The organism is Burkholderia sp. Bp8992 (assembly GCF_003853705.1).
Lineage (GTDB): Bacteria > Pseudomonadota > Gammaproteobacteria > Burkholderiales > Burkholderiaceae > Burkholderia.
In genome coordinates this window covers 170151-190505 of the sequence record NZ_QTQI01000001.1, presented here as the reverse complement: position 1 = coordinate 190505, position 20355 = coordinate 170151, and the positions used below count along the sequence as shown (strand labels likewise).

The following is a 20355-nucleotide window of genomic DNA, read 5'->3' as shown; positions in this document are numbered from 1 at the left end:
GGTGTTTGCCGCGCGCCGGTTTGTCTTTCCTACTCCGCCGCCGGCTCCTTCACGCGCTCCGGCGCGGCCGGCACGCCCGCGCGATGCGACGGCGCAAAGAGCCTCAACCCGCTCGCGACGCTCGCCGCCCCGGCGAACCCTGCACCGAGCATCAACGCGAGCGTCGGCCCGTGGCGCCCCGCGATCCCGAACGACAATGCGACGAGCGCCGCACCCGTCGCCTGCCCGATCAGCCGCGCGGTCGCGATGATCCCGCTCGCGCCGCCGCTGCGCTCGTGCGGCGCACTCGACATCAGCGCCTTCAGGTTCGGCGACTGGAAGAAACCGAAACCCGCGCCGCACAGCATCATCCGCCAGCCGATGTCGACGACACCCGGCGACACCGGCAGCGCCGCGAGCGACACCATGCCCGCGCTCAGCAACGCAAGCCCGATCGCGCCGAGCAGGCCGGGCGGATAACGATCCGACAGGCGGCCCGCGATCGGCGCGGCGAACGCGACGACCGCCGACCACGGCGTCATCAGGAAGCCCGTCTCGACCGCGCTGCGATGCAGGACGGTTTCGAAATAGAACGGCAGCGACACGAACGCGAGCCCCTGCGCGGCGAATGCGCACACGGCGGTCAGTGCGGACAGCGTGAACACGGGCCGGCGGAACAGGTCGACCGGCAGCATCGGCGCCGGATGCCCGGCCTGGCGGCGGATCAGCAGCCAGCCGAACGCGAGTGCAACCGCGGCCGACGCGAACACGACGGAAAGCGGCCCACGCTGCGCGAATTCGCCGAGCGCGAAGATCAGCGCCGCAAACGTGATCACGTTGAACAGCGCGGCGACCGGATCGAATACATGCTTGCCGCGCGCCATCTGCGGCAGCGACGGAATCGCCACGGCAAGCGCAAACACACCGAGCGGCACGTTCACGGCGAACAGCCACGGCCATGCGGCAACCGACAGGATCAGCGACGCGATCGTCGGCCCCACCGCGAACGACACGCCGACGACGAGCGCGTTGAAGCCGACGCCACGGCCGAGCCGGTGCGCGGGAAACAGGCCGCGGATCAGCGCGACGTTGACGCTCATGATCGCGCTCGCGCCGAAGCCCTGCACGATCCGCGCGGCCGTCAGCATCGGCAGCGTCGACGCGAGCGAACAGCCGAGCGAGGCGAGCGTGAACACCGCAAGCCCGGCGATATACACGCGCTTGTGGCCGACGATGTCGCCGAGCGACGCGAACGGCAGCAGCGTCGCGACCATCGCGAGCTGATAGGCGTTGATGATCCACACGGAAGCGGCCGGCGACGCGTGCAGGTCGGCGGCGATCGCGGGCAGCGCGGTGTTCGCGATCGCGGTGTCGAGCGTCGCGAGCGCGACGGCCAGCAGCACGGCGGACATCGCGCGCCAGTTGACGGCCGGCTCCTGGGCGCCGGCGGGAGAAGCGAATTCGGACAAGATGAGGCTCGGCTGACGAGCGACGCGTTGCGCCGCGGATTGGACTCGCGGCGGCGTTCCGGTCGCACCGCACGGAACGCGCGCCGCCGCGCCCGTATTGTTGCAGAGCCGCACCGAACGTGCAGGCAACCGCCTCGTCAGTCAGCCGAATGAAAGAAAATGCGCCGCGTGCCCCATGCGCGGCGGCGCATCGTACCGTGCGTGATGGGTCAGCTCACCGCGCGCCGCGCATTGCGTCCGCGCAGCCATTCGAGCGCGAGCAGCAGGCTCGTCGAGAATACGATCAGGATCGTTGCGAGCGCAGCGATCGTCGGGCTGATGTTCTCGCGGATGCCCGTGAACATCTGGCGCGGCAGCGTCGTCTGGTCTGCTCCGGCGAGGAACAGCGTGACGACCACTTCGTCGAACGACGTCGCGAACGCGAACAGCGCGCCCGACATCACGCCCGGCGCGATCACCGGCAGCGTCACGCGAAAGAAGGTCGACACCGGGTTCGCGCCGAGCGACAGGCTCGCGCGCACCAGGTTCTGGTTGAAGCCCTGCAGCGTCGCGGCAACCGTCGTCACGACGAACGGCACGCCGAGCGCCGCGTGCGCGGCGATCAGCCCCGTGTACGTGTTCGCGAGCCCGAGCGGCGCGAAGAACAGGTACATGCCGACGCCCACGACGACAACGGGCACGATCATCGGCGACAGCAGCACGGCCATCAGCAGCCCCTTGCCGCGGAAGTCGGCCTTCGTGAGCCCGATCGCGGCGAGCGTGCCGAGCACGGTCGCGACGACGGTCGCCGACGGCGCGACGATGAAGCTGTTCTTCGCGGCCATCCGCCACTCGTCCGATGCGATCAGGTTCTCGTACCAGCGCATCGAGAAACCCGGAATCGGATAGACGAGGAACGTGCTCGACGAAAACGACAGCGGCACGATCGCAAGCACCGGCAGGATCAGGTACAGCAGCGTCAGCACGACGAGCACGCGCAACGCGACGTACCACGCGCGCTCGACGAACGACATGTGCGGCGCGAACAGCGGCCTGGCGAGTTTCATGGTCGGCATCCCCTTTTCCGTTTCGTAGTACGCGGCGCTCAGCCGAGGCTCACGTTGGTGCGCGTGAAGCGCCCGTACACCGCATACAGCACGAGCGTCGCCGCGAGCAGCAGCCCGCCGAGTGCGCACGCCATGCCCCAGTTGATGGTCACGTTCGTGAAGTACGCGACGTAGTAGCTGACCATCTGGTCGTTCGGCCCGCCGAGCAGCGCGGGCGTGATGTAGTAGCCGATCGCGAGGATGAACACGAGCAACGCGCCCGCGCCGACGCCCGGATAGGTCTGCGGCACGTACACGCGCCAGAACGCGGCGAACGGATGGCTGCCGAGCGACACGGCCGCGCGCTGGTACGTGGGCGGGATCGACTTCATCACGCTGTAGAGCGGCAGGATCATGAACGGCAACAGGATGTGCGTCATCGAGATGTACACGCCGACGCGGTTGAACAGCAGCGTCAGCGGATGCGAGATCAGCCCGCTGCCGATCAGCGCCGTGTTGATGAGCCCTTCGCTCTGCAGCAGCACGATCCACGCGGCGACGCGCACGAGCACCGAGGTCCAGAACGGAATCAGCACGAGGATCATCACGAGGTTCGCGCGCCGCTCCGACAGCGTCGAGATCCAGTACGCGAGCGGATAGCCGAGCAGCAGCGCAAAGAGCGTGACGGCGATGCCGATCACGAACGTGCGGCCGAAGATTGCCAAGTAGATCGACTGGTCGGGATCGGCCTGCACGATATGGCCGAAGCCGTCCTGCTTGTGGTCGAGCGCGGCGAGCAGGTAGAACGGCGACACCTGGCTGCCGTTCTTCGCGATCGCCTGCCAGTACGCGGCGTCACCCCAGCGCGAGTCGAGGTCGATGAATTTCGCGCGCGTCTGCGCGGGCGTCAGCGCCGCATCGTTGTCGCCCTTCAGCGGCATCGCGCGCGCCGTCTTCGCGACGAGCGAGCGATAGCCGGGAATCTCAGTATTCAGGCGCCGCGCGAGCGCCCCCATCGCCTCGCTGTCGGCCACCTTCGTCATGTCGGCCGCGAGCGCGACATACGCGGCGTCGGCCGGCGGCGCCTTGCGGTCCCAGCCCGACAGCGCCGCGACCGTGTTCGGCAATGCGGTCGCGATCTCCGGGTTCTGCACCGCACGCGTGAGCAGCGTGCCGATCGGCACGACGAAAATCAGCAGCAGGAAAATCGCGAGCGGCGCGACCAGCAGCAGCGCCATCGTGCGCTTGCGGGCCTCGGCAGCCTTCAGCTCGCGCTTGAGCGCGGCGTTCGACGGCGAGGAAGGCGCGATCGTCAACGTATTCAACGGTTCTCTCCGGCCAGGCACGTTCCGGCGGAATGCCGCGCGACGCGAATAAGGCGTCGCGCGGCCGGTTGCATCAGGACACCTGAACGGCGGTTACTTCGTCGCCCACGCGGCGAAGCGCTGCTCGAGCTCGTCGCTGTGATCGGTCCAGAAACCGATGTCCTCCAGCACCGCGTTCTTGCCGTTCGCCGGCGAGTTCGGCAGGTTCGCGAGCGTCTTCGCATCGAGCGACTTGATCGCCGCGATGTTCGCCGGGCCGTACGCGATGTGCTGCGCATACGCCTGCTGCGGCTTCGGCGTCAGCGAATACGCGATGTACTGCTCGGCCAGCGCCTTGTTCGGCGAGCCCTTCGGAATCGCCCAGTAGTCGAGGTCGTAGATGCTGCCGTTCCACACCACCTTCAGGTTCTTGCCTTCCTTCTGCGCGGCATCGATGCGGCCGTTGTACGCGGTCGACATCACGACGTCGCCGGCGACGAGGAACTGCGGCGGCTGCGCGCCCGCTTCCCACCACTGGATGTACGGCTTCAGCTCGTCGAGCTTCTTGAACGCGCGGTCCTGGCCGGCCTTCGTGCCGAGCACCTTGTACACGTCCTTCGTCGCGACGCCGTCGGCCATCAGCGCGAATTCGAGGTTGTAGCGCGCGCCCTTGCGCATCCCGCGCTTGCCGGGGAATTTCTTCACGTTCCAGAAATCGGCCCAGCCGGTCGGCGCCGACTTCAGCTTGTCCGCGTTGTACGACAGCGCCGTCGACCACACGAAGAAACCGACGCCGCACACCTGCGGCGATTCCGGAATCAGGTCGGACTTCTTCGCGATCTTCGACCAGTCGAGCTTCTCGTACAGCCCTTCGTCGCAGCCGCGGTTCAGGTCGCCCGATTCGACCTCGACCACGTCCCAGTTGACGTGCTTCGCCTCGACCATCGCCTTCACCTTCGCCTGCTCGCCGTTGTACTCGACGGCCGTGACCTTGTTGCCGGTCGCCTTTTCGAACGGCTGGTTGAACGCGGCCTTCTGCGCGTCGCCGTTCGCGCCGCCGAAGTTGACGACCGTGAGTTCCGCAGCCGATGCCGATGCACCGAACGCGACCAGTGCCAGCGCGAGTGCCGTGCGGCGCGCGGTAAAGCTTGCTCGTTTCATGATGGTTCCTCTCCTCTCGTGGTGGAAGTGGGCTTTGTTGTTGACGACGTGCTGCGGAAAAACGGGGAAACCGCGGTTACGCGAACACGCGCAGGTGTTCGGGTGCGAATGCGAGCGAGACCGGCGCGCCGGGCGAGAACGCGTCGAGCGCGCCGGTGCCGAGCGGCACCTTCACGAAACATTCGTCCTGGCCCGGCAGCGCGCAGCGCATGCGCACGTGATCGCCGAAATAGATGAGGCTGCGCGCTTCGCCGCTCAGGCAATTGGCGGCGGCGCCATTCGCGCCATTCGCGCCGTGCGCGGCAAGGCTCATGCGTTCGGGGCGAATGCACGCGACGGCCGACGCGCCCTCGGCGGCTTCGCCGATATGGCGGCCGACGAGCTTCGTGCCGTCGTCGAGGCGGAATTCGCAGAACTCGCCGTCGACGCGCGCGATGGTGCCGCGCAGCCGGTTGCTGTCGCCGATGAAGTTGGCGACGAACTCGTTGCACGGCGATTCGTACAGGCGGTCGACGGTGTCGAGCTGCTGCACGATGCCCTTGTCGAACACGGCGACGCGGTCGGACATCGTCAGCGCCTCGCCCTGGTCGTGCGTCACGTACACGAAGGTCACGCCGAGCTTTTCGTGCAGCGCCTTCAGTTCGTACTGCATGTGTTCGCGCAACTGCTTGTCGAGCGCGCCGAGCGGCTCGTCCATCAGCACCAGCTTCGGCTCGAACACGAGCGCGCGCGCCAGTGCGATGCGCTGCTGCTGGCCACCCGACAGCTGCGCCGGATAGCGTTTCGCGAAGCGCTCCATCTGCACCATCTTCAGCGCGTGCGCGACGCGTTCCGCGCGCTCGCCGGCCGGCAGCTTGCGCACGGTCAGCGGATACGCGACGTTCTGCTCGACCGTCAGGTGCGGGAACAGCGCATAGTTCTGGAACACCATGCCGATGTTGCGCTTGTGCGGCGGCACGTTGTTCAGCAGCTCGCCGTCGAGGCGGATCTCGCCGCCGGTCGGGAATTCGAAGCCGGCGAGCATCATCAGGCAGGTGGTCTTGCCCGAACCCGACGGCCCGAGCAGCGTCAGGAATTCCCCGCGGCGGATGTCGAGGTCGAGCGATTTGACGACCAGCGTTTCACCATCGTAGGTCTTCCGCACGCCGCGAAAGCTGACGATCACATCATCGGACTTCATCGTGGCTGTCCCCTTGCTTCGCGACAAAACGTTTTTGAGATGGACCCACTATACGGCCCTCACGGTTCTATACTAGGGAACCATTTCAATATTCCAAGTAGGACCACTTTGGATACCGTGATCGTCGCCGACTGGCTCTCCGCCCGCCTCGACCGCAGCTCGCCGGAGCCGATGTACCGGCAGCTGCTGCAGCTGATGCAGCAGGCCATCCTGACCGGAGAATTGGGGCCAGGGACGAAGCTGCCGAGCTCGCGCACGCTCGCGGGCGACCTGTCGATCGCGCGCAATACCGTGCTGCACGTGTACGACCAGCTGACGGCCGAAGGCTACGTGCTGACGACGACCGGCAGCGGCACCTATGTGGCCGACACGCGGCCGGACGCCGCGGCGATCCACGCGCCGGGCACCGCGCCGGCGCCGTCGGCCGCCGACGAGCTGCCGCCGCCGGATGCGCAGGGCAGCCTGTCGACACGTGGGCGGCAACTGATCGAGCACGCAGGCGTGTCGCGGCGCCAGTGGGGGGCGTTCATGCCGGGCGTGCCGGACGTGTCGGAATTTCCGAGCCGCACGTGGAGCCGCCTGCAGGCGCGGCTGTGGAAGGAAGCCAATCCCGAATTGCTGACCTATGCGCCGGGCGGCGGCTACCGGCCGTTGCGGCGCGCACTTGCCGATTACCTGCGGGTCGCGCGCTCGGTCAAATGCTCGCCGGACCAGGTGATCATCACGACGGGTATTCACCAGTCGATCGATCTCGCGGTGCGGCTGCTGTCCGACATCGGCGATCGCGCGTGGGTCGAGGAGCCGTGCTACTGGGGCGTGCGCAGCGTGCTGCAGGCGGCCGGCCTCTCGCTCGCACCGGTGCCGGTCGACCAGGAAGGGCTCGACCCGCGCGTGAGCGACATGCAGCATCCGCCGCGACTCGTGCTCGTCACGCCGTCGCATCAGTACCCGCTTGGCATGGTGATGAGTCTCGCGCGGCGCCGGATGCTGCTCGAATACGCGCGCCAGCACCGCTGCTGGATCATCGAGGACGACTACGACAGCGAATTCCGCTACGGCAGCCGTCCGCTCGCGTCGCTGCAGGGGCTCGACGACGGCGGCCGCGTGATCTACGTCGGCAGCCTCGGCAAGATGCTGTTTCCGGGGCTGCGGATGGGCTACATGGTGGTGCCCGAACATCTGGTCGATACGTTCCGCACCGGATTGTCCGAGCTCTACCGCGAGGGCCAGCTGATGCAGCAGGCCGTGCTCGCCGAATTCATCATGGACGGCCACCTCACTTCGCACGTCAGACGAATGCGGACGCTGTACGGCGAGCGCCGGCAACTGATGATCGACGCGATCCGCGCACGCTTCGGCGAAGCGCTGCCCGTGATGGGCGACGAGGCCGGCCTGCATCTGGTGCTCGGCCTGCCCGACGCGTGCGACGATCGTGCGGTCACCCAGAGCGCGTTCGATGCGGGCGTGATCGTGCGCCCGCTCACCAGCTACTACAGCAGCCTCGACACCGCGCGGCAGGGCCTGCTGCTCGGCTATGCATGCGTCGCGCACGAAGGCATCGGGCCCGCGTTCGACACGCTCGCCGATACCATCGAGCGGCATCTGCCGCGCGACATCACGCGCGCCGCGTAAGGCCGCACCAGACCGGCCACACGCGGCAACGCCCCCATCATTGCGTGCTGCCGGCCGCGCGGTCGAGCGATGCCGCGCGCACGGCTTCGCCGGGCTTCGTGAACACGCGCTGCCGCAGCGCGGCGATCTGCGCGTCGCGATCCTGCTGCGACGACCCCGCCGATTCGATCTGCGCACGCTGCGCCGCGTAGTCCGCATAGCGGCGCTGCCACGATGCATCGTCCTGCTGCATCTGCGCGACGCGCGCGGCGGCGTCGGGGCCGAGCGTCTGCGTCAGCTGCGCGCGCATCGTGTCGGGCGTCGCGCCGCTCTTCTGCAATTGCGCGATCTGGTCGATCGCCGCGCGCTGCCGGTCGATCCGCTGCTGCGCCGCCCGTTCGCCGGCCGGCATCTGCTGCTCGAGCGCCGCGAGCCGCTCGGCCTTCTGCGCATCGGTCAGTGAGCGATCCTCAGTGATCTTCAGCCGCGCGAGGTCGTAGCGCTGCCGCCACTGCTCCGCACCGAAGAACGGCTCGCTCCAGTCGCCGAGCGTGCGGTACGCAATCGACGCGCGCTGATCGAGTGCAAGCTGCAACGCGCCGAGGTCGGCCTTGTCGACCGCGCCGGCATCGCGCAATTTCGCGAGCGCGTCGAGATACGCACGGTAGCGGTGCCACACGTCGAGCGCCTCGGCCTGCGCGACCGTGCCGTCGAGCTGCGCGGCGACCTCGCGCACGACGAACGCATCGAGCGCGGCCGCGCTCAAATCGCTCTGCGCGGTCAGGCAATAGTCGAAGAAATCGCGCACCGCGCGCGACTTCGCGAGATGGCCGCCAGCATCGAGCGGCAGCCGCGGCGCGCTGGAACCGGCCAGCGACGGCGGCAGGCCCGTGCTCGCCGGCACGGCGGCCAGCGGCGATGCGGCCGGCACGCCGCCCACCGCAGCCGCATCCGGTGCGTCACCGGCGGCACCCGCCCCGCGATGCCAGCCCGCCCCGCTCCACATCGCGACGCCGGCGATCGCCGCCAGCCCCACGACACCGTAGACTGCTGCGCGCCGCGCCAGCGGCGCGCGCCCTTCACGTGCGGTCATCGATTACACGCCCGCGAGCTGCAGCCGGTTCGCATGCGTGCGGATCACCGCGACCGGATCTTCCGCATACGCACCGCGCACGCCGAGCAGCTGGTTGATCTCGTCGACGTGGTTCCACTTGTAGCGCGTGCTCAGCACCTTGCCGTACAGCGCGCTGCACTGCGACACGAGCCCGTCGTTCTGGCCCGAGCCGCGGTTGATCATCACCGTGCCGGTGCCGAACAGCGCGAGTGTCGACGGATCGAGCGCGTTGGCGGGATCGACGAGCGGAATGGTGCTCGTGTCCTGCGCCCCCGTCACGCCGAACAGCGACAGCGTCGGCTGGATCGCCGTGCCGGCCCACGAATACAGCAGATGCGTGTTGCCGCCGACCGTTTCCGTCGGTGCGCCGGTCTGGCAGCTGCCCGGTGCGCCAAGGCCCGCGCTCGGATAGTTCTGGTTGTAGGTCGCCGCCTGCGCGGTCGTCAGCGTCTTCAGCGATGCAAGCGCGTCCTGGTTCGTGTTGTGACTGCTGCTCGTCAGGATGCCGAATACATTGACGAACGCGGCGATCACCGTCGACGACAGCCCGGTCGGATCGTACGCGAGCACGCTCTGCACGAAGTCCGCGAACTCGGAGCCGCGATGCGGCGTGCCGATCGTCGTCACCGATGCGACGAGGTCGGGCGCGACGGCCGCCACATAGCGCGACGTCAGCCCGCCCTGGCTGTGGCCGACGAGATTGACCTTGGTCGCCCCCGTCGCGGCGAGTACCGTCTTCACGTAGGCGAGCAACTGTTCGCCGCGCCCGTTCGGGCCGTCGTCGCTCTGGAAGCCCGACAGGTTCGCGACGTAGACGGTCGCGCCGTGCTGCTGCAGATCCTCCTGGATGCCGTACCAGTACTCGAGCACGCCGGCGTACTTGTCGGTGCCCGTGAGCCCGTGCACGAGGATGATCGGATAACGCGTCGCCGCGTAGTTGTCGGCGGGCGCGCTCGCCGCCACTGCCGATTGTGTCGTCGCGAGCGTCGTCAGCGCGGTCGTCCCCGCGAACGGCGCGACGCTCATCGCGCATGCCACTGCCCCTGCCATTACCCTGGAACGCATCGATCTGGCCATGCATGTTCTCCTGATTATTGTGCTGCCGGTGCGAATGACACCGGATCGACACGCACGCTGCATCGCGCGCACCGTGTGCGTCGAATGCGGGAGTGAATCACGAGTCGCGAACGTTTGCCCCCTGACTAGATACGGTTCTCTAATCGGTTGACGCGCCCCGCCCGTTCGGGCGGGGCCGCGTTCATGCGCGTGCATGCTGCAATGCACACGTGCCGCACGCTACAGCTTCGCGCTCACGCGCACCCAGGCGGTCCGGCCCGGCTCCATCACCGGCGCGTTCGCCGGATAGCCGAAGCCCGCGTTGCCGGCGAGGTTCAGGTGCTCGGTGTAGGCCTTGTTCAGCACGTTGTCGACGCCGACCGAGATCTGCACGGTCTTGCTGACGTTGTATTGCGTATGCAGCGACAGCACGCCGAATCCGGCGCTCGGACCGAAGTCCTTGCCGACCACGTTACCCTCGTTCAGCGCATAGCGATGCTGCGGCGCAACGATCCGCCACAGGCCGCCGGCCGACCATGCACCGCGCGTGTACTCGAGCCCGATGCGCGCCTCGAGCGGCGGCATCTGCGGCAGCGGATCGCCGCTCGCCACGTTACGCCCCCACGCATACGCGAGCGACGTCTCGACGCGCAGCGGCGCAACAGGCCGCCACGACACACCCGCTTCACCGCCCATGATCTGCGCATTCACGTTGGTCGCCTGCGTGGTCGGGCCCATCATCCCGGCCGCGTAGTTGAACAGGATGAAGTCCTGCACGTAGCCCGCGTACGCCGATACCCATGCATCGAACCGGTCGCTCTTGTACTGCGCGCCGATGTCGACCTGCGTGGTCTTCTCCGGCTGCACCGCCGAGAACGCGTTGACCGAACCGGCCGGCCCGCGCTTCGCGGAGAACAGCTCCCAATAGTCGGGATAGCGCTCCGCATGTCCGATCCCCGCGTACCACGTGACAGGTAGCGACGCGAGATCGCGCTCGTAGCGCACGAAGCCGCTCGGCAGCACGCGCGCGCGATCGTCGTCGAAGGTCGGGTTCGGCTTGCTCGTCATCATCCCGCTCGTCATCGCGCGCTTGTCGCGAGCGCTCGCGTAGTCGATGCGCGCGCCGCCGATCACGCGCGACACTTCGCTCGCATACCACGTCAGCTCGCCGAACGCGCCCGCGTTCCACATCGTCGCCTGCGCATCCCACGGCTGGTCGCGGTAGTCCTGCCGCCCCATCGACGAACGCGAATCGAGCCGGTTCGATTGCGCGTCGACACCCGTCACGAGCTTGAAGTCGTCGCCGAAACGGAACGTCGCGGCCGCGCGCGCACCGACCGTGCGGCGCCGCACGTCGGCCGCCATCCGCATCGGCATGCTGCTGGTCGGGTCGGGCTGCCGCAACATGTAGTTGTCCATCACGTGATCGGCTTCGTTGTAGTACACGCGCGCCTCGATCCGGTCGAGCACGTCGCCGAGGTGCCGCTTGTCGAACGACAGCCCGAAGGTCTCGCGGCGGAAATGCGCACCGTCCATCCCGCGGCCCGCGTAACGCGCATAGCCGTCGCCGGTGCCGGCGGTCAGCTCGACGCGCGTGTGGTCGTCGGGGGTCCAGCCGAGCGCCGCGTCGGCATTCCACTTGTCCCACTGCGACGGCACCGTGTTGCCGTTGCCGTCCTTGTAGTCCTGCGAATGCGCGTGGTTCGCGGTCACGCGGCCGTAGACGTCCGGCGTGCCGGCCGTCAAGTCGATGTTCTGGTCGTTGCGACCGAACGACCCGCCGACCAGGCTGCCGTCGAAACGCATGCCCGGACGCTCGAAGCGCGGCGTCACGCGCTCGAACAGCACGGTGCCGGCCGACGCGCCGGGGCCGTACAGCACGGACTGCGGCCCCTTCACGACGGTGACCTTGTCGTAGCTTTCCGGTGCGATGTACGACGTCGGCGCATCCATCCGGTTCGGGCATGCGCCGAGTGTCGGCATCCCGTTCGCCAGGATGTTCAAGCGCGAACCGAACATCCCGCGCAGCACGGGGTCGCCGTTCGTGCCGCCGCTGCGGATCGACGTGAAGCCGGGGATCGTCTTCAGGTAATCCGCGCCGTCGCTGGCGGGCAGCGGCTGGCGCGGCGCCTTCGGATCCGTGACGACGACGAGCGGCGTGGACAGCGGCGACGCGACGACCTCGACGGGCGGCAGCAGCGCGGCCGACTCGTTCACGGGCGCGACGTCAGCGCGCGCCGTTTCGGCCGCCGCGGCGCTCGCTGCCAGCGCGCCGGCAGCGAGCGCCGGAACGGTAAGTTTCAACATGCGCGGCATGCGCCGCGCACAGGCATTGCGTGACGCCCGCGGCGCACGCAACTGGAAATTGGTCATGATCGAAAGCCCGAGTGACGCCCTCCACGCGGCCGCGACGGGCCGCACGGATATCGGCGGTAGTAAGAACGGATAACAGCGCGTCAGGCGCGCTCGGGCGGTGCGCGTGGATACGCGCGCGGATAGCGGTCGGCGCGCGCCGCGACGGAGGACGGCGCGGCGGCGGACACGGAAACGGCGGGAATGGCAGCGAACGATGCGGCGGCAGGCGCGCCGATCGCGGGGCTGTGGGCGAAGAAACCGCAGTAGCCGCACGCGTCGAGATGCAGCGCGTGATCGTGCATGCTGCGCGTATCGGCCGACCGATGCGCACCATGCTCTGCACTGCAGACGATAGGGTCCGGCGTGGTGGCCTGCGCGATGCGCCACTGCGACACCAGCGGCGCCGCGATCGCGATCCAGATCGCGAGCACGCCGAGCCAGGCGGTCAGGTGACGATGTCGGTGCAGCATGCGCGGCGACGAGTAAGCGGAATGTAAAAGCAGCCGAGATGTTACAGAATGTTCAACGCGATGACCAGCCACCCGTGCCGGTAAACGGACCGGGGGCGCATGGTTGTCAGCACAACCATGCGCCCCGCCTGCGAAATGCGCCCGGAACGCGGCGATCAGGGTGCCATGCGCCGCAGCACGTCGTCGCGCCGGATGAAATGGTGATACAGCGCGGCCAGCGCATGCAGGCCGATCACGAAGTAGAACGCGTTGCCGATCAGTTCGTGCGCCTCCTTGATCGTCGGCCGCAGCGCCTTGTCGGGGCCGAACAGCGTAAACGACACGCCGAGCCAGTCGAGCGACACCGGCTTGCCGCCCAGGTTGATCATCATGATGCCGAGCAGCGGTTGCGCGATGATGAACACGTAGAGCGCGAGATGCGCGAGCCTCGACAGCCAGCGCAGCAGCGCCGCCTGCGGAATGGCTTCCGGCACGCGGCTGACGGCGCGCCACAGCACGCGCAACACCGACAGCACGAGCACGAACGTGCCCGCAGTGAGGTGCACGTTCATCCAGAACACGCGGCTGTCACTGCCTTTCGGGCCGCGGACCTCGATGGCCAGGTAGGCCAGCGCCACCAGCACGAAGATGGCCCAGTGGAAGAAGATCGCGGGCGAGCTGTAGCGCGTCTGTTTCGCGAGGATGTTTCTCATGCTTCGTCTCGTGTGTCGTATGCGGGAAGGAGCGCGGGCGGCAACCGGCCCTGCGCCCGGCCAGGCTTTCGCGATTGTAGCCGCACGGGCGTCCGGTTTTACGCGGCGCGGTCAAATATCCGACGAATCGGCGGCGCGCCCCGCGCGCGTCCCTCATATGGAAAATCCGCATCGCGCGCGCAAGCGGCTGTGGCACGATGAAGCTTTGGTGCGACGGCGCACGGGCATCATGAGCAAAGCGTTCTTCGTTGCGGCCTATCGGCTGACCGCCGCGTTGCTCGCGGTGTCCACGACCGTGCACAGCATCGCCGACTACTGGCACCTGCCGAACTTCCATCTCGGCAACTACCTCAGCTACTTCACGCAACTGAGCAGCCTCTACGCGGCCGCGATGCTGGCCGCGGGGCTGTGGCGCATCGCGCGCCCCGGCTCGGCCCGCTACGAATCGATGCGCGGCGCGGCCGTGCTGTACGTGCTGATCACCGCGATCGTCTACGAACTCCTGCTGGCGCGGCCCGATGCGCTGCGCCACGTCACGCCGGCATTCAACAACTGGGTGCTGCACCGGATCGTGCCGCTCGTGATGCTGTGCGACTGGCTGTACGTGGAGCCGCGCCGGCCGATCGCACGCAGCAGCGCGTTCGCCTGGCTCGGTTTTCCGCTCGTCTATCTCGGCTATACGCTCGTGCGCGGCGCAGTGGAGAACTGGTACCCCTACCCGTTCGTCGATCCGCGGCCGCACGGCTACCTGCCGGTCGCGATCCAGTGTTCGCTGATCGCGCTGGGCGCGGCGGCGCTCGCATTGGGCATCCGCTGGCTCGGCAATCACGCAAGACAGTCCGGTACCGCGACACTCAAGGAGGGATGAAGGCGGGAGCGTGTGCGCCGCCCGGCGCACACGCGGTACTGCGGGTCGTCAGCCGCCGTTGCGCGGCAGGAAGTTCATCGGATCGACGACCTTGCCGTTCTGGCGGACTTCGAACTCGAACGTCGAACGGCCGCTCGCGTCGGTGCCCATTTCGGCGACCGGCTGGCCCTGGCGCACCGCGTCGCCTTCGTTGACGAGCAGCTTGCCGTTGTGCCCGTAGGCCGTGATGAGGCCGTTGTCGTGCTTCAGGATCACGAGCGGGCCGTACGCCTTGACGCCGGACCCGGCGTAGACCACGCGCCCGTTCGCCGCGGCCCGCACCGAGTGGTCGGGCCCGGATGCGGCGATCACGATGCCGCGCGCCTTGCCTGCCGCGAACGGCGTCGCGACGACGCCCGTTGCCGGCCACGCGAGCGAGCCCGGCGCGGCAGGCGGCTGCCCGGGCGACGGTGAAGCAGACGGCGGCGCCACGCGCAGCACCTGGCCGGGCGACAGGGCGTCGGTCGGCGCCATGTGGTTCCAGCTGGCCACGTCCTGCACGCGTTGCCCGTAGGCGCTCGCGACGCCCGCGAGCGTATCGCCCGGGTTCACGCGGTAATAGCCGGCGATCACGCCCGGCGTCGCAGCCGACATCGGGGTCGACTGGCGCGCCGGTTGCCAGCTGTCGGTCCACGGCGTCAGCGTACAGCCCGACAGCGCGACGGCTGCAGCGACGAGCGCCGCCTGCGGCAACCAGCGCGTCAGCGCATCGTGGATGGGAATAGTTTCTCTCAAGGGTCCTCCCGGATTTGCGTCGTGGCGCCGCCCACCGCCCCCCGGTGTGCGCCGCACGATGTCCGGCCGGACGGCCGGACCAACCAGTATCCGACCGCTCTCGCGGCCGTCAGTTTCCACAGCGGAACGTCGGTGCGAATGGGCTCACCGGCCCCTTTTCCGCACTTTTCAGTGTCGCTCCGACCGGCAAAGATACCATTTGTCGCGGTCAGGACTGCATCGGCTGCCTGTTGCGGCAACAATCTTGCAGTGCCGCATGAGTGTGGCGACGGCCTGCGAGCCGCGCCGCGCGGGTTTTCGGCCCGCGCCGCCGCGCGTGCGCCGGCCGTCTCGTCCCCGTCACATTCCCCGCTTCGATCGCCGCCTATACTCGATGACGCAGCGCGCGATCCAACGACAACGAGGAGCATGACAATGAACAACGCGACGTTTCTTTCCGTGCAGCTCGACGCCGACGATTTCGCCGGCTCCAGCGGCCTGGTCGAATTGCTCAACCGGCACCTGCTGTTCGCGACCGATGTCGCCGAGGCGGCCGATGCGCTCGTCCAGCTGGCGAGCGTCGCGCACATGACGGGCGCCACGCGCCACAGCGTCGAGCTGCCGGTCCTCGCGATCGAACGGCTGCGCGACGCACTCGACACGCTGAGCGGCTACGACGAAACGTGGCTGCAGGTACTGGAACCGGCCGAAGCGCTGTTCCGCGATATCGGGCGCGGCCGCCGCCCGCTGCATTGAGCGCCGGCGCGTCACGCGCCGCCAATGAAAACAGCCCGTCGTTCCGCATAACGGAACGACGGGCTGTTTGTACTACAGGGGGTCGGATCCGGCCGTCGGAGCGGCCGCACCATTAACGACCCTTGTAGACCGGTGCGCCGTCAGCGATACGCTTGACTTGCCAGCCGGTCTTTGCAACAGCCGGTGCGCCCGATTCTTGCGCGGCGGCCGGTTGCGCGCCGTAGCCGGTCGTGTCGGCAGCGGCAACGTTTTGTTGCGGGTTCAAACGTGCTTCGGCTGCCTGGATGCCTTCCGGGTAGTTCGTGCGGTCGCTGCCCAGCTTGTAGCCGGCCTGCTGGACGGCGACGAGATCGGCCTTCACCTGTGCACGGGTGACGGGCGCGTTCTGTTGGGCGAACGAGACGGCGGGAACGGCGAGGACAGCAGCTGCAGCGAACGTTGCGATCAGCGATTTCATGATTACCTCCGGGATTTTTTTGCTCCGCCGCACACACCATGTCTGCAGCGATGGAACAGAGTTTAGTCCCGGCAGCACCTAGGGAAAACCATGAAAGAACGAAAACACTGTTTCCCCGGAGCCAACAATGTCGGCATCCGGGATAGAAAAACCCTATTCAAAGAATAGATTTTCGCAACAATGCTGCCCCCGCGGGCCGGTTACGACCAGTTCGCGTGGAAGCTGCCCGGCTTGTCGGTACGCTCGAAAGTGTGCGCGCCGAAGAAGTCGCGCTGCGCCTGCACGAGGTTCGCCGGCAGCCGCTCGGAACGGTAGCTGTCGAAGTACGCGACCGCCGACGCGAACGCCGGCACCGGCACGCCGGCCTTCACCGCGGCGACCACGACGTCGCGCAGCGCCGTCTGGTAGTTCGCGGCGATGTCCTTGAAGTACGGATCGAGCAGCAGGTTCGCGAGCGCGGGATCCTTCGCATAGGCGTCCGTGATCTTCTGCAGGAAGCGCGCGCGGATGATGCAGCCCGCGCGGAAGATCTTTGCGATCGTCCCGAGATCGAGGTTCCAGCCGTACTCTTCCGATGCCGTGCGCAGTTGCGCGAAGCCCTGCGCGTACGAGATGACCTTGCTCAGGTACAGCGCGCGGCGCACCGCCTCGACGAACGCGGCACGGTCACCGTCGAACGGTGCGGCGGCCGGGCCCGACAGGATCTTGCTGGCCGCGACGCGCTCGGTCTTCAGCGACGACAGCACGCGCGCGAACACCGACTCGGTGATGAGCGGCAGCGGCACGCCGAGATCCAGCGCGTTCTGGCTCGTCCACTTGCCGGTGCCCTTCTGCGCGGCGCGATCGAGGATCACGTCGACGAGGTGCTTGCCGGTCTCTTCGTCCTTCTTGCCGAAGATCTTCGACGTGATCTCGATCAGGTAGCTGTCGAGTTCGCCCTGGTTCCATTCGGTGTACACCGCGCCGAGCTCGTCGTTGGTCAGGCCCGCGACGTCCTTCAGCACCGAGTAGCTTTCGGCGATCAGCTGCATGTCGCCGTATTCGATGCCGTTGTGGACCATCTTCACATAGTGGCCCGCACCGTCCGGGCCCATGTAGGCGACGCACGGCTCGCCGTCCGACGGCGCCTTCGCGGCGATCTGCTTGAGGATCGGCTCGACGAGGTCGTACGCGTCGCGCTGGCCGCCCGGCATGATCGACGGGCCGCGCAATGCGCCCTCTTCGCCGCCCGACACGCCGGTGCCGATGAAGTGCAGGCCCGATTGCGCGAGTTCCTGGTTGCGGCGGATCGTGTCGGTGAAGTGCGTATTGCCGCCGTCGATCAGCACGTCGCCCTTCTCGAGCAGCGGCTTGAGCGACGCGATCGTCGCATCGGTCGCTTCACCGGCCTTCACCATCATCAGGATCCGGCGCGGCGTCTCGAGCGACGCGACGAATTCCTCGAGCGTATAGGTCGGCACCAGGTTGCGGCCGGGGAATTCTGCGATCAGTTCGTCGGTTTTCTCGCGGCTGCGGTTGTACACCGACACCGCGTAACCGCGGCTCTCGATATTGAGTGCGAGATTGCGGCCCATCACCGCGAGCCCGATCACACCGATTGCTTGCTTGCCCATTAGTCAATTCTCCGGAAAAAACGGGGCGCGACCCGAACCGGGCCGCGCGCACAGGCGAAAGGATAGTGGAAACCCGGCGTCGATGCGCGCCTGCGTGTCATTGCTCCGCGTGCGGCAGCCGCCGGAACACGACGCTCAGGTTGTTCGCCGGCATCTCGACGACCTCGCTGCAGTCAAGCCCGCGATCGAGGCCGAGCGCGACGACGGTCTCGAGATCGCGCACGCCCCACGACGGGTCGCGGCTGCGCAACTGCAGGTCGAAGGCCTCGTTCGACGGCGCCGTGTGCCGCCCTTCGCGACGGTACGGGCCGTACAGGAACAGCACGCCGCCCGGTCGCAGCAGCCGCGCCGCGCCCGCGAACAGCGCTTCCGTGCAGGCCCACGGCGAGATGTGAATCATGTTGATGCAGACGATCGCGTCGAGCGCCGCGACCGGCCACGCTGCCTCGCGCACGTCGAACGCCAGCGGCCCGGCGACGTTCGCGAGGCCCGCATGCGCGACCCACGCGGCGATCGAGTGCCGCGCCTGTTCGTCGGGGTCGCTCGGCTGCCAGTGCAGGCCCGGCAGGGCCTGCGCGAAATGGACGACATGCTGGCCGGTGCCGCTCGCGATCTCGAGCACGCTGCCGCTCGCCGGCAGGACGCGACGCAATACGTCGAGGATCGGCCCGCGGTTGCGTTCGGCCGCGGGCGCCAGCAACCGCGCGGAGGGATCGGGCGAAGCGGTAGCGCCGGTCACGATGCATGCTCCAGGGTGTGATCGCCGAGACCCAGACGGGCCGTCAGTGCGTCGAGCGCCGGTGCGCAGTGCGCCTCGACCTTCAGCGTCAGCATCGGATCGGCGCGCGTATGGCCGAGATTGAGCGCGGCGACCGGCTTCTGCTGCGCCTGCGCCCACACGCAGAAGCGGTAGCCGGAATACACCATCAGCGACGACCCGACGACGAGCAGCGCATCGGCCGCGTCGAGCGCCTGCGACGCCAGCGCCACGCGTTCGCGCGGCACGTTCTCGCCAAAGAACACGACCGCCGGCTTCAGCAGGCCGCCGCACGCAGGGCACGCCGGAATGCGAAACGTGTCGAGCGCGGCCCATTCGAGGTGCGCGTCGCCGTCCGCGGCAGGCTCGGCCTGCGCACCGAGCAGTTCGGGATTGTCGGCTTCGAGCATCGTCTGGATCGTCGCGCGCGCATGGTGCGCGCCGCATTCGAGGCAGGTCACGCCGTTGATCCCGCCATGCAGCTCGATCACGTCGTCGCTGCCCGCGCGCTGGTGCAAGCCGTCGACGTTCTGCGTGACGAGACGCTCGATCCGGCCCGCGCCGCCGAGCCGTGCCAGTGCGACGTGCGACCCGTTCGGCTGCGCGCGGCCGACGACGGGCCAGCCGATCATGCTGCGCGCCCAGTAGCGTCGCCGCGCGGCATCGGAGCCGAGGAATTCGTGGAGCTGGATCGGTGGCGAGCGCATCCACTGGCCGTTGCGGTCGCGATAGCCCGGAATGCCGGAATCGGTACTGATGCCCGCCCCGGTCAGCACGAGCAGGCGCGGATGGCGCTCGACGAACGCATGCAGCGCATCGAGCGCGGCCGGGTCGACGCCGGCGGTTGAAGGGTCCTGCAAGGCTTTGTCGTTCATGTTGGCAACGCGTGATCGGGCGCGCCGGCAGGCTCGTGCGACCGCACGAGCGGCCCGCGCGCCAGCACATGATACAGAACGCTGCACGATCCGGCCGGCGGCCCCTGTGCAAAAACCGGCGCACAAAAAAAGACGCCCATTCGCCACGCGGCGATGGGCGCTTAAACAATTGATCCATCGGGGTAGTGGATCAACTGACAGCACAAAGTTGCGACGGCCGCCATGCGGCCACCGGTGAACGCTTCCCCTGAACTGCGCGTGTTCCGCAATGCTGCGCGCTGCGCTGCGTTGCGCCGCCGGCGCTTCCGTGCGATCCCGGTCATGTCCGCCACGCCGCGACGCGCGGCGCGCAATCGCATCCGCCGCGCGACGACTCGCGTTGCGCTACGGCATGACGATCCGGGATCCAGGCCGGAGCCACCCGCATGCATTCGGAGGCTCATCCCCGACGGCCGACCGTCGCCGGTCGGCCTCGTGCGTCAAACATGCACGTGTCGCTCAGAACGAACCCGATTGCTCGGATGGAACGGAAAGCCGCGCGCTCACGTCGCCGCAATCAACGGCGAAGCGAATATTCGGGCAGGTCGGCGATTCATGTTTGCAACATGCCACGTTGCGATTCGGTCTCTTTTCATTCTCTTGTCCCCGTTTTCGATATGTCCGACCCACTGAAGCGATCGTCAGGCCGACTGCGCCCCGCGATCGCGCTCACGGCCCATACAGATATGCAAGGAGTGCACCATGCGTCGCGCCGCAAGGCCCCGCGGGCATCTGCAAGACCGCGGGAAGGGATCGCGCACCGTCAGGAAGCGTGAACGTTTCGAAACTGAAACACCCGCCGGCACGACGATGGCCGGCCA

At 67.9% G+C, this 20355-nt stretch carries 18 protein-coding genes; 3 read left to right on the top strand and 15 right to left on the bottom strand.

Annotation, left to right across the window (positions count from 1 at the left end; translation table 11 throughout):
• Positions 1-29: 29 nt before the first annotated feature.
• The 5 genes from DIE03_RS00875 to DIE03_RS00855 all read right to left on the bottom strand — a co-directional run bounded on the left by DIE03_RS00875 (position 30) and on the right by DIE03_RS00855 (position 6118).
• Positions 30-1448, bottom strand: a complete 1419-nt coding sequence (locus DIE03_RS00875) for an MFS transporter (RefSeq protein WP_124446577.1) — start codon at positions 1446-1448, stop codon at positions 30-32.
• A 209-nt stretch (positions 1449-1657) separates the two neighbouring features.
• On the bottom strand, positions 1658-2494 hold the full coding sequence (locus tag DIE03_RS00870) for an ABC transporter permease (protein WP_059237266.1): 837 nt from the start codon (positions 2492-2494) through the stop codon (positions 1658-1660).
• Between the two features lie 38 nt (positions 2495-2532).
• Positions 2533-3789: an ABC transporter permease gene (locus tag DIE03_RS00865; RefSeq protein WP_185658083.1), complete on the bottom strand. Its 1257-nt coding sequence runs from the start codon at positions 3787-3789 to the stop codon at positions 2533-2535.
• A gap of 102 nt (positions 3790-3891) precedes the next feature.
• The gene (locus tag DIE03_RS00860; RefSeq protein WP_124446574.1) at positions 3892-4938 is read right to left on the bottom strand and encodes an ABC transporter substrate-binding protein; all 1047 of its coding nucleotides are present in this window, start codon (positions 4936-4938) and stop codon (positions 3892-3894) included.
• 76 nt (positions 4939-5014) lie between these two features.
• Positions 5015-6118: an ABC transporter ATP-binding protein gene (locus DIE03_RS00855; RefSeq protein WP_124446572.1), complete on the bottom strand. Its 1104-nt coding sequence runs from the start codon at positions 6116-6118 to the stop codon at positions 5015-5017.
• A 108-nt stretch (positions 6119-6226) separates the two neighbouring features.
• On the opposite strand from DIE03_RS00855, the gene DIE03_RS00850 reads away from it, so the two are divergent.
• Positions 6227-7750, top strand: a complete 1524-nt coding sequence (locus DIE03_RS00850) for a PLP-dependent aminotransferase family protein (RefSeq protein WP_124446570.1) — start codon at positions 6227-6229, stop codon at positions 7748-7750.
• Between the two features lie 37 nt (positions 7751-7787).
• Here the strand turns inward: DIE03_RS00850 and DIE03_RS00845 are convergent, their stop codons facing one another.
• The 5 genes from DIE03_RS00845 to DIE03_RS00820 form a co-directional block, all read right to left on the bottom strand.
• Positions 7788-8822 (bottom strand): lipase secretion chaperone, encoded by a 1035-nt coding sequence (locus tag DIE03_RS00845; RefSeq protein ID WP_124446569.1) that lies wholly within the window; start codon positions 8820-8822, stop codon positions 7788-7790.
• Positions 8823-8825: 3 nt separating this feature from the next.
• Positions 8826-9920 (bottom strand): triacylglycerol lipase, encoded by a 1095-nt coding sequence (locus DIE03_RS00840; RefSeq protein WP_124446567.1) that lies wholly within the window; start codon positions 9918-9920, stop codon positions 8826-8828.
• A 219-nt stretch (positions 9921-10139) separates the two neighbouring features.
• The gene (locus DIE03_RS00835; protein ID WP_124446565.1) at positions 10140-12272 is read right to left on the bottom strand and encodes a TonB-dependent copper receptor; all 2133 of its coding nucleotides are present in this window, start codon (positions 12270-12272) and stop codon (positions 10140-10142) included.
• An 83-nt stretch (positions 12273-12355) separates the two neighbouring features.
• Positions 12356-12724, bottom strand: a complete 369-nt coding sequence (locus tag DIE03_RS00825) for a DUF2946 domain-containing protein (RefSeq protein WP_124446563.1) — start codon at positions 12722-12724, stop codon at positions 12356-12358.
• 155 nt (positions 12725-12879) lie between these two features.
• Entirely contained in the window at positions 12880-13416 is a 537-nt protein-coding gene (locus DIE03_RS00820; protein ID WP_124446561.1) for a cytochrome b, read from the bottom strand.
• 229 nt (positions 13417-13645) lie between these two features.
• On the opposite strand from DIE03_RS00820, the gene DIE03_RS00815 reads away from it, so the two are divergent.
• Positions 13646-14284 (top strand): Pr6Pr family membrane protein, encoded by a 639-nt coding sequence (locus DIE03_RS00815; protein WP_124446559.1) that lies wholly within the window; start codon positions 13646-13648, stop codon positions 14282-14284.
• Between the two features lie 48 nt (positions 14285-14332).
• On the opposite strand, the gene DIE03_RS00810 is transcribed toward DIE03_RS00815, so the two are convergent.
• On the bottom strand, positions 14333-15058 hold the full coding sequence (locus DIE03_RS00810; protein WP_124446557.1) for a peptidoglycan DD-metalloendopeptidase family protein: 726 nt from the start codon (positions 15056-15058) through the stop codon (positions 14333-14335).
• Positions 15059-15472: 414 nt separating this feature from the next.
• On the opposite strand from DIE03_RS00810, the gene DIE03_RS00805 reads away from it, so the two are divergent.
• Positions 15473-15793 carry a hypothetical protein gene (locus tag DIE03_RS00805; RefSeq protein WP_124446555.1) on the top strand — a complete coding sequence of 107 codons (321 nt, stop codon included), beginning with the start codon at positions 15473-15475 and terminating at the stop codon, positions 15791-15793.
• Positions 15794-15905: 112 nt separating this feature from the next.
• On the opposite strand, the gene DIE03_RS00800 is transcribed toward DIE03_RS00805, so the two are convergent.
• The 4 genes from DIE03_RS00800 to DIE03_RS00785 form a co-directional block, all read right to left on the bottom strand.
• On the bottom strand, positions 15906-16250 hold the full coding sequence (locus tag DIE03_RS00800; RefSeq protein ID WP_124446553.1) for a DUF4148 domain-containing protein: 345 nt from the start codon (positions 16248-16250) through the stop codon (positions 15906-15908).
• Positions 16251-16450: 200 nt separating this feature from the next.
• A complete protein-coding gene (gene gndA / locus DIE03_RS00795) occupies positions 16451-17863 on the bottom strand; it encodes an NADP-dependent phosphogluconate dehydrogenase (protein ID WP_027791098.1) in 1413 nt (470 codons plus the stop codon).
• A gap of 97 nt (positions 17864-17960) precedes the next feature.
• Positions 17961-18602 carry a DUF938 domain-containing protein gene (locus DIE03_RS00790; protein WP_124446551.1) on the bottom strand — a complete coding sequence of 214 codons (642 nt, stop codon included), beginning with the start codon at positions 18600-18602 and terminating at the stop codon, positions 17961-17963.
• On the bottom strand, positions 18599-19495 hold the full coding sequence (locus DIE03_RS00785; protein WP_124446549.1) for an NAD-dependent protein deacetylase: 897 nt from the start codon (positions 19493-19495) through the stop codon (positions 18599-18601). Before DIE03_RS00785 ends, DIE03_RS00790 begins: the two co-directional genes overlap by 4 nt.
• Positions 19496-20355: the final 860 nt, after the last annotated feature.

What these genes read in the sequence shown, in the direction of transcription:
- DIE03_RS00870 (WP_059237266.1), bottom strand. Translation starts at nt 2,494, where the DNA reads ATGAAACTCGCCAGGCCGCTGTTCGCGCCGCACATGTCGTTCGTCGAG.
- DIE03_RS00860 (WP_124446574.1), bottom strand. Translation starts at nt 4,938, where the DNA reads ATGAAACGAGCAAGCTTTACCGCGCGCCGCACGGCACTCGCGCTGGCA.
- DIE03_RS00855 (WP_124446572.1), bottom strand. Translation starts at nt 6,118, where the DNA reads ATGAAGTCCGATGATGTGATCGTCAGCTTTCGCGGCGTGCGGAAGACC.
- DIE03_RS00845 (WP_124446569.1), bottom strand. Translation starts at nt 8,822, where the DNA reads ATGACCGCACGTGAAGGGCGCGCGCCGCTGGCGCGGCGCGCAGCAGTC.
- DIE03_RS00840 (WP_124446567.1), bottom strand. Translation starts at nt 9,920, where the DNA reads ATGGCCAGATCGATGCGTTCCAGGGTAATGGCAGGGGCAGTGGCATGC.
- DIE03_RS00835 (WP_124446565.1), bottom strand. Translation starts at nt 12,272, where the DNA reads ATGACCAATTTCCAGTTGCGTGCGCCGCGGGCGTCACGCAATGCCTGT.
- DIE03_RS00825 (WP_124446563.1), bottom strand. Translation starts at nt 12,724, where the DNA reads ATGCTGCACCGACATCGTCACCTGACCGCCTGGCTCGGCGTGCTCGCG.
- DIE03_RS00820 (WP_124446561.1), bottom strand. Translation starts at nt 13,416, where the DNA reads ATGAGAAACATCCTCGCGAAACAGACGCGCTACAGCTCGCCCGCGATC.
- DIE03_RS00815 (WP_124446559.1), top strand. Translation starts at nt 13,646, where the DNA reads ATGAGCAAAGCGTTCTTCGTTGCGGCCTATCGGCTGACCGCCGCGTTG.
- DIE03_RS00805 (WP_124446555.1), top strand. Translation starts at nt 15,473, where the DNA reads ATGAACAACGCGACGTTTCTTTCCGTGCAGCTCGACGCCGACGATTTC.
- DIE03_RS00800 (WP_124446553.1), bottom strand. Translation starts at nt 16,250, where the DNA reads ATGAAATCGCTGATCGCAACGTTCGCTGCAGCTGCTGTCCTCGCCGTT.
- gndA (WP_027791098.1), bottom strand. Translation starts at nt 17,863, where the DNA reads ATGGGCAAGCAAGCAATCGGTGTGATCGGGCTCGCGGTGATGGGCCGC.
- DIE03_RS00785 (WP_124446549.1), bottom strand. Translation starts at nt 19,495, where the DNA reads ATGAACGACAAAGCCTTGCAGGACCCTTCAACCGCCGGCGTCGACCCG.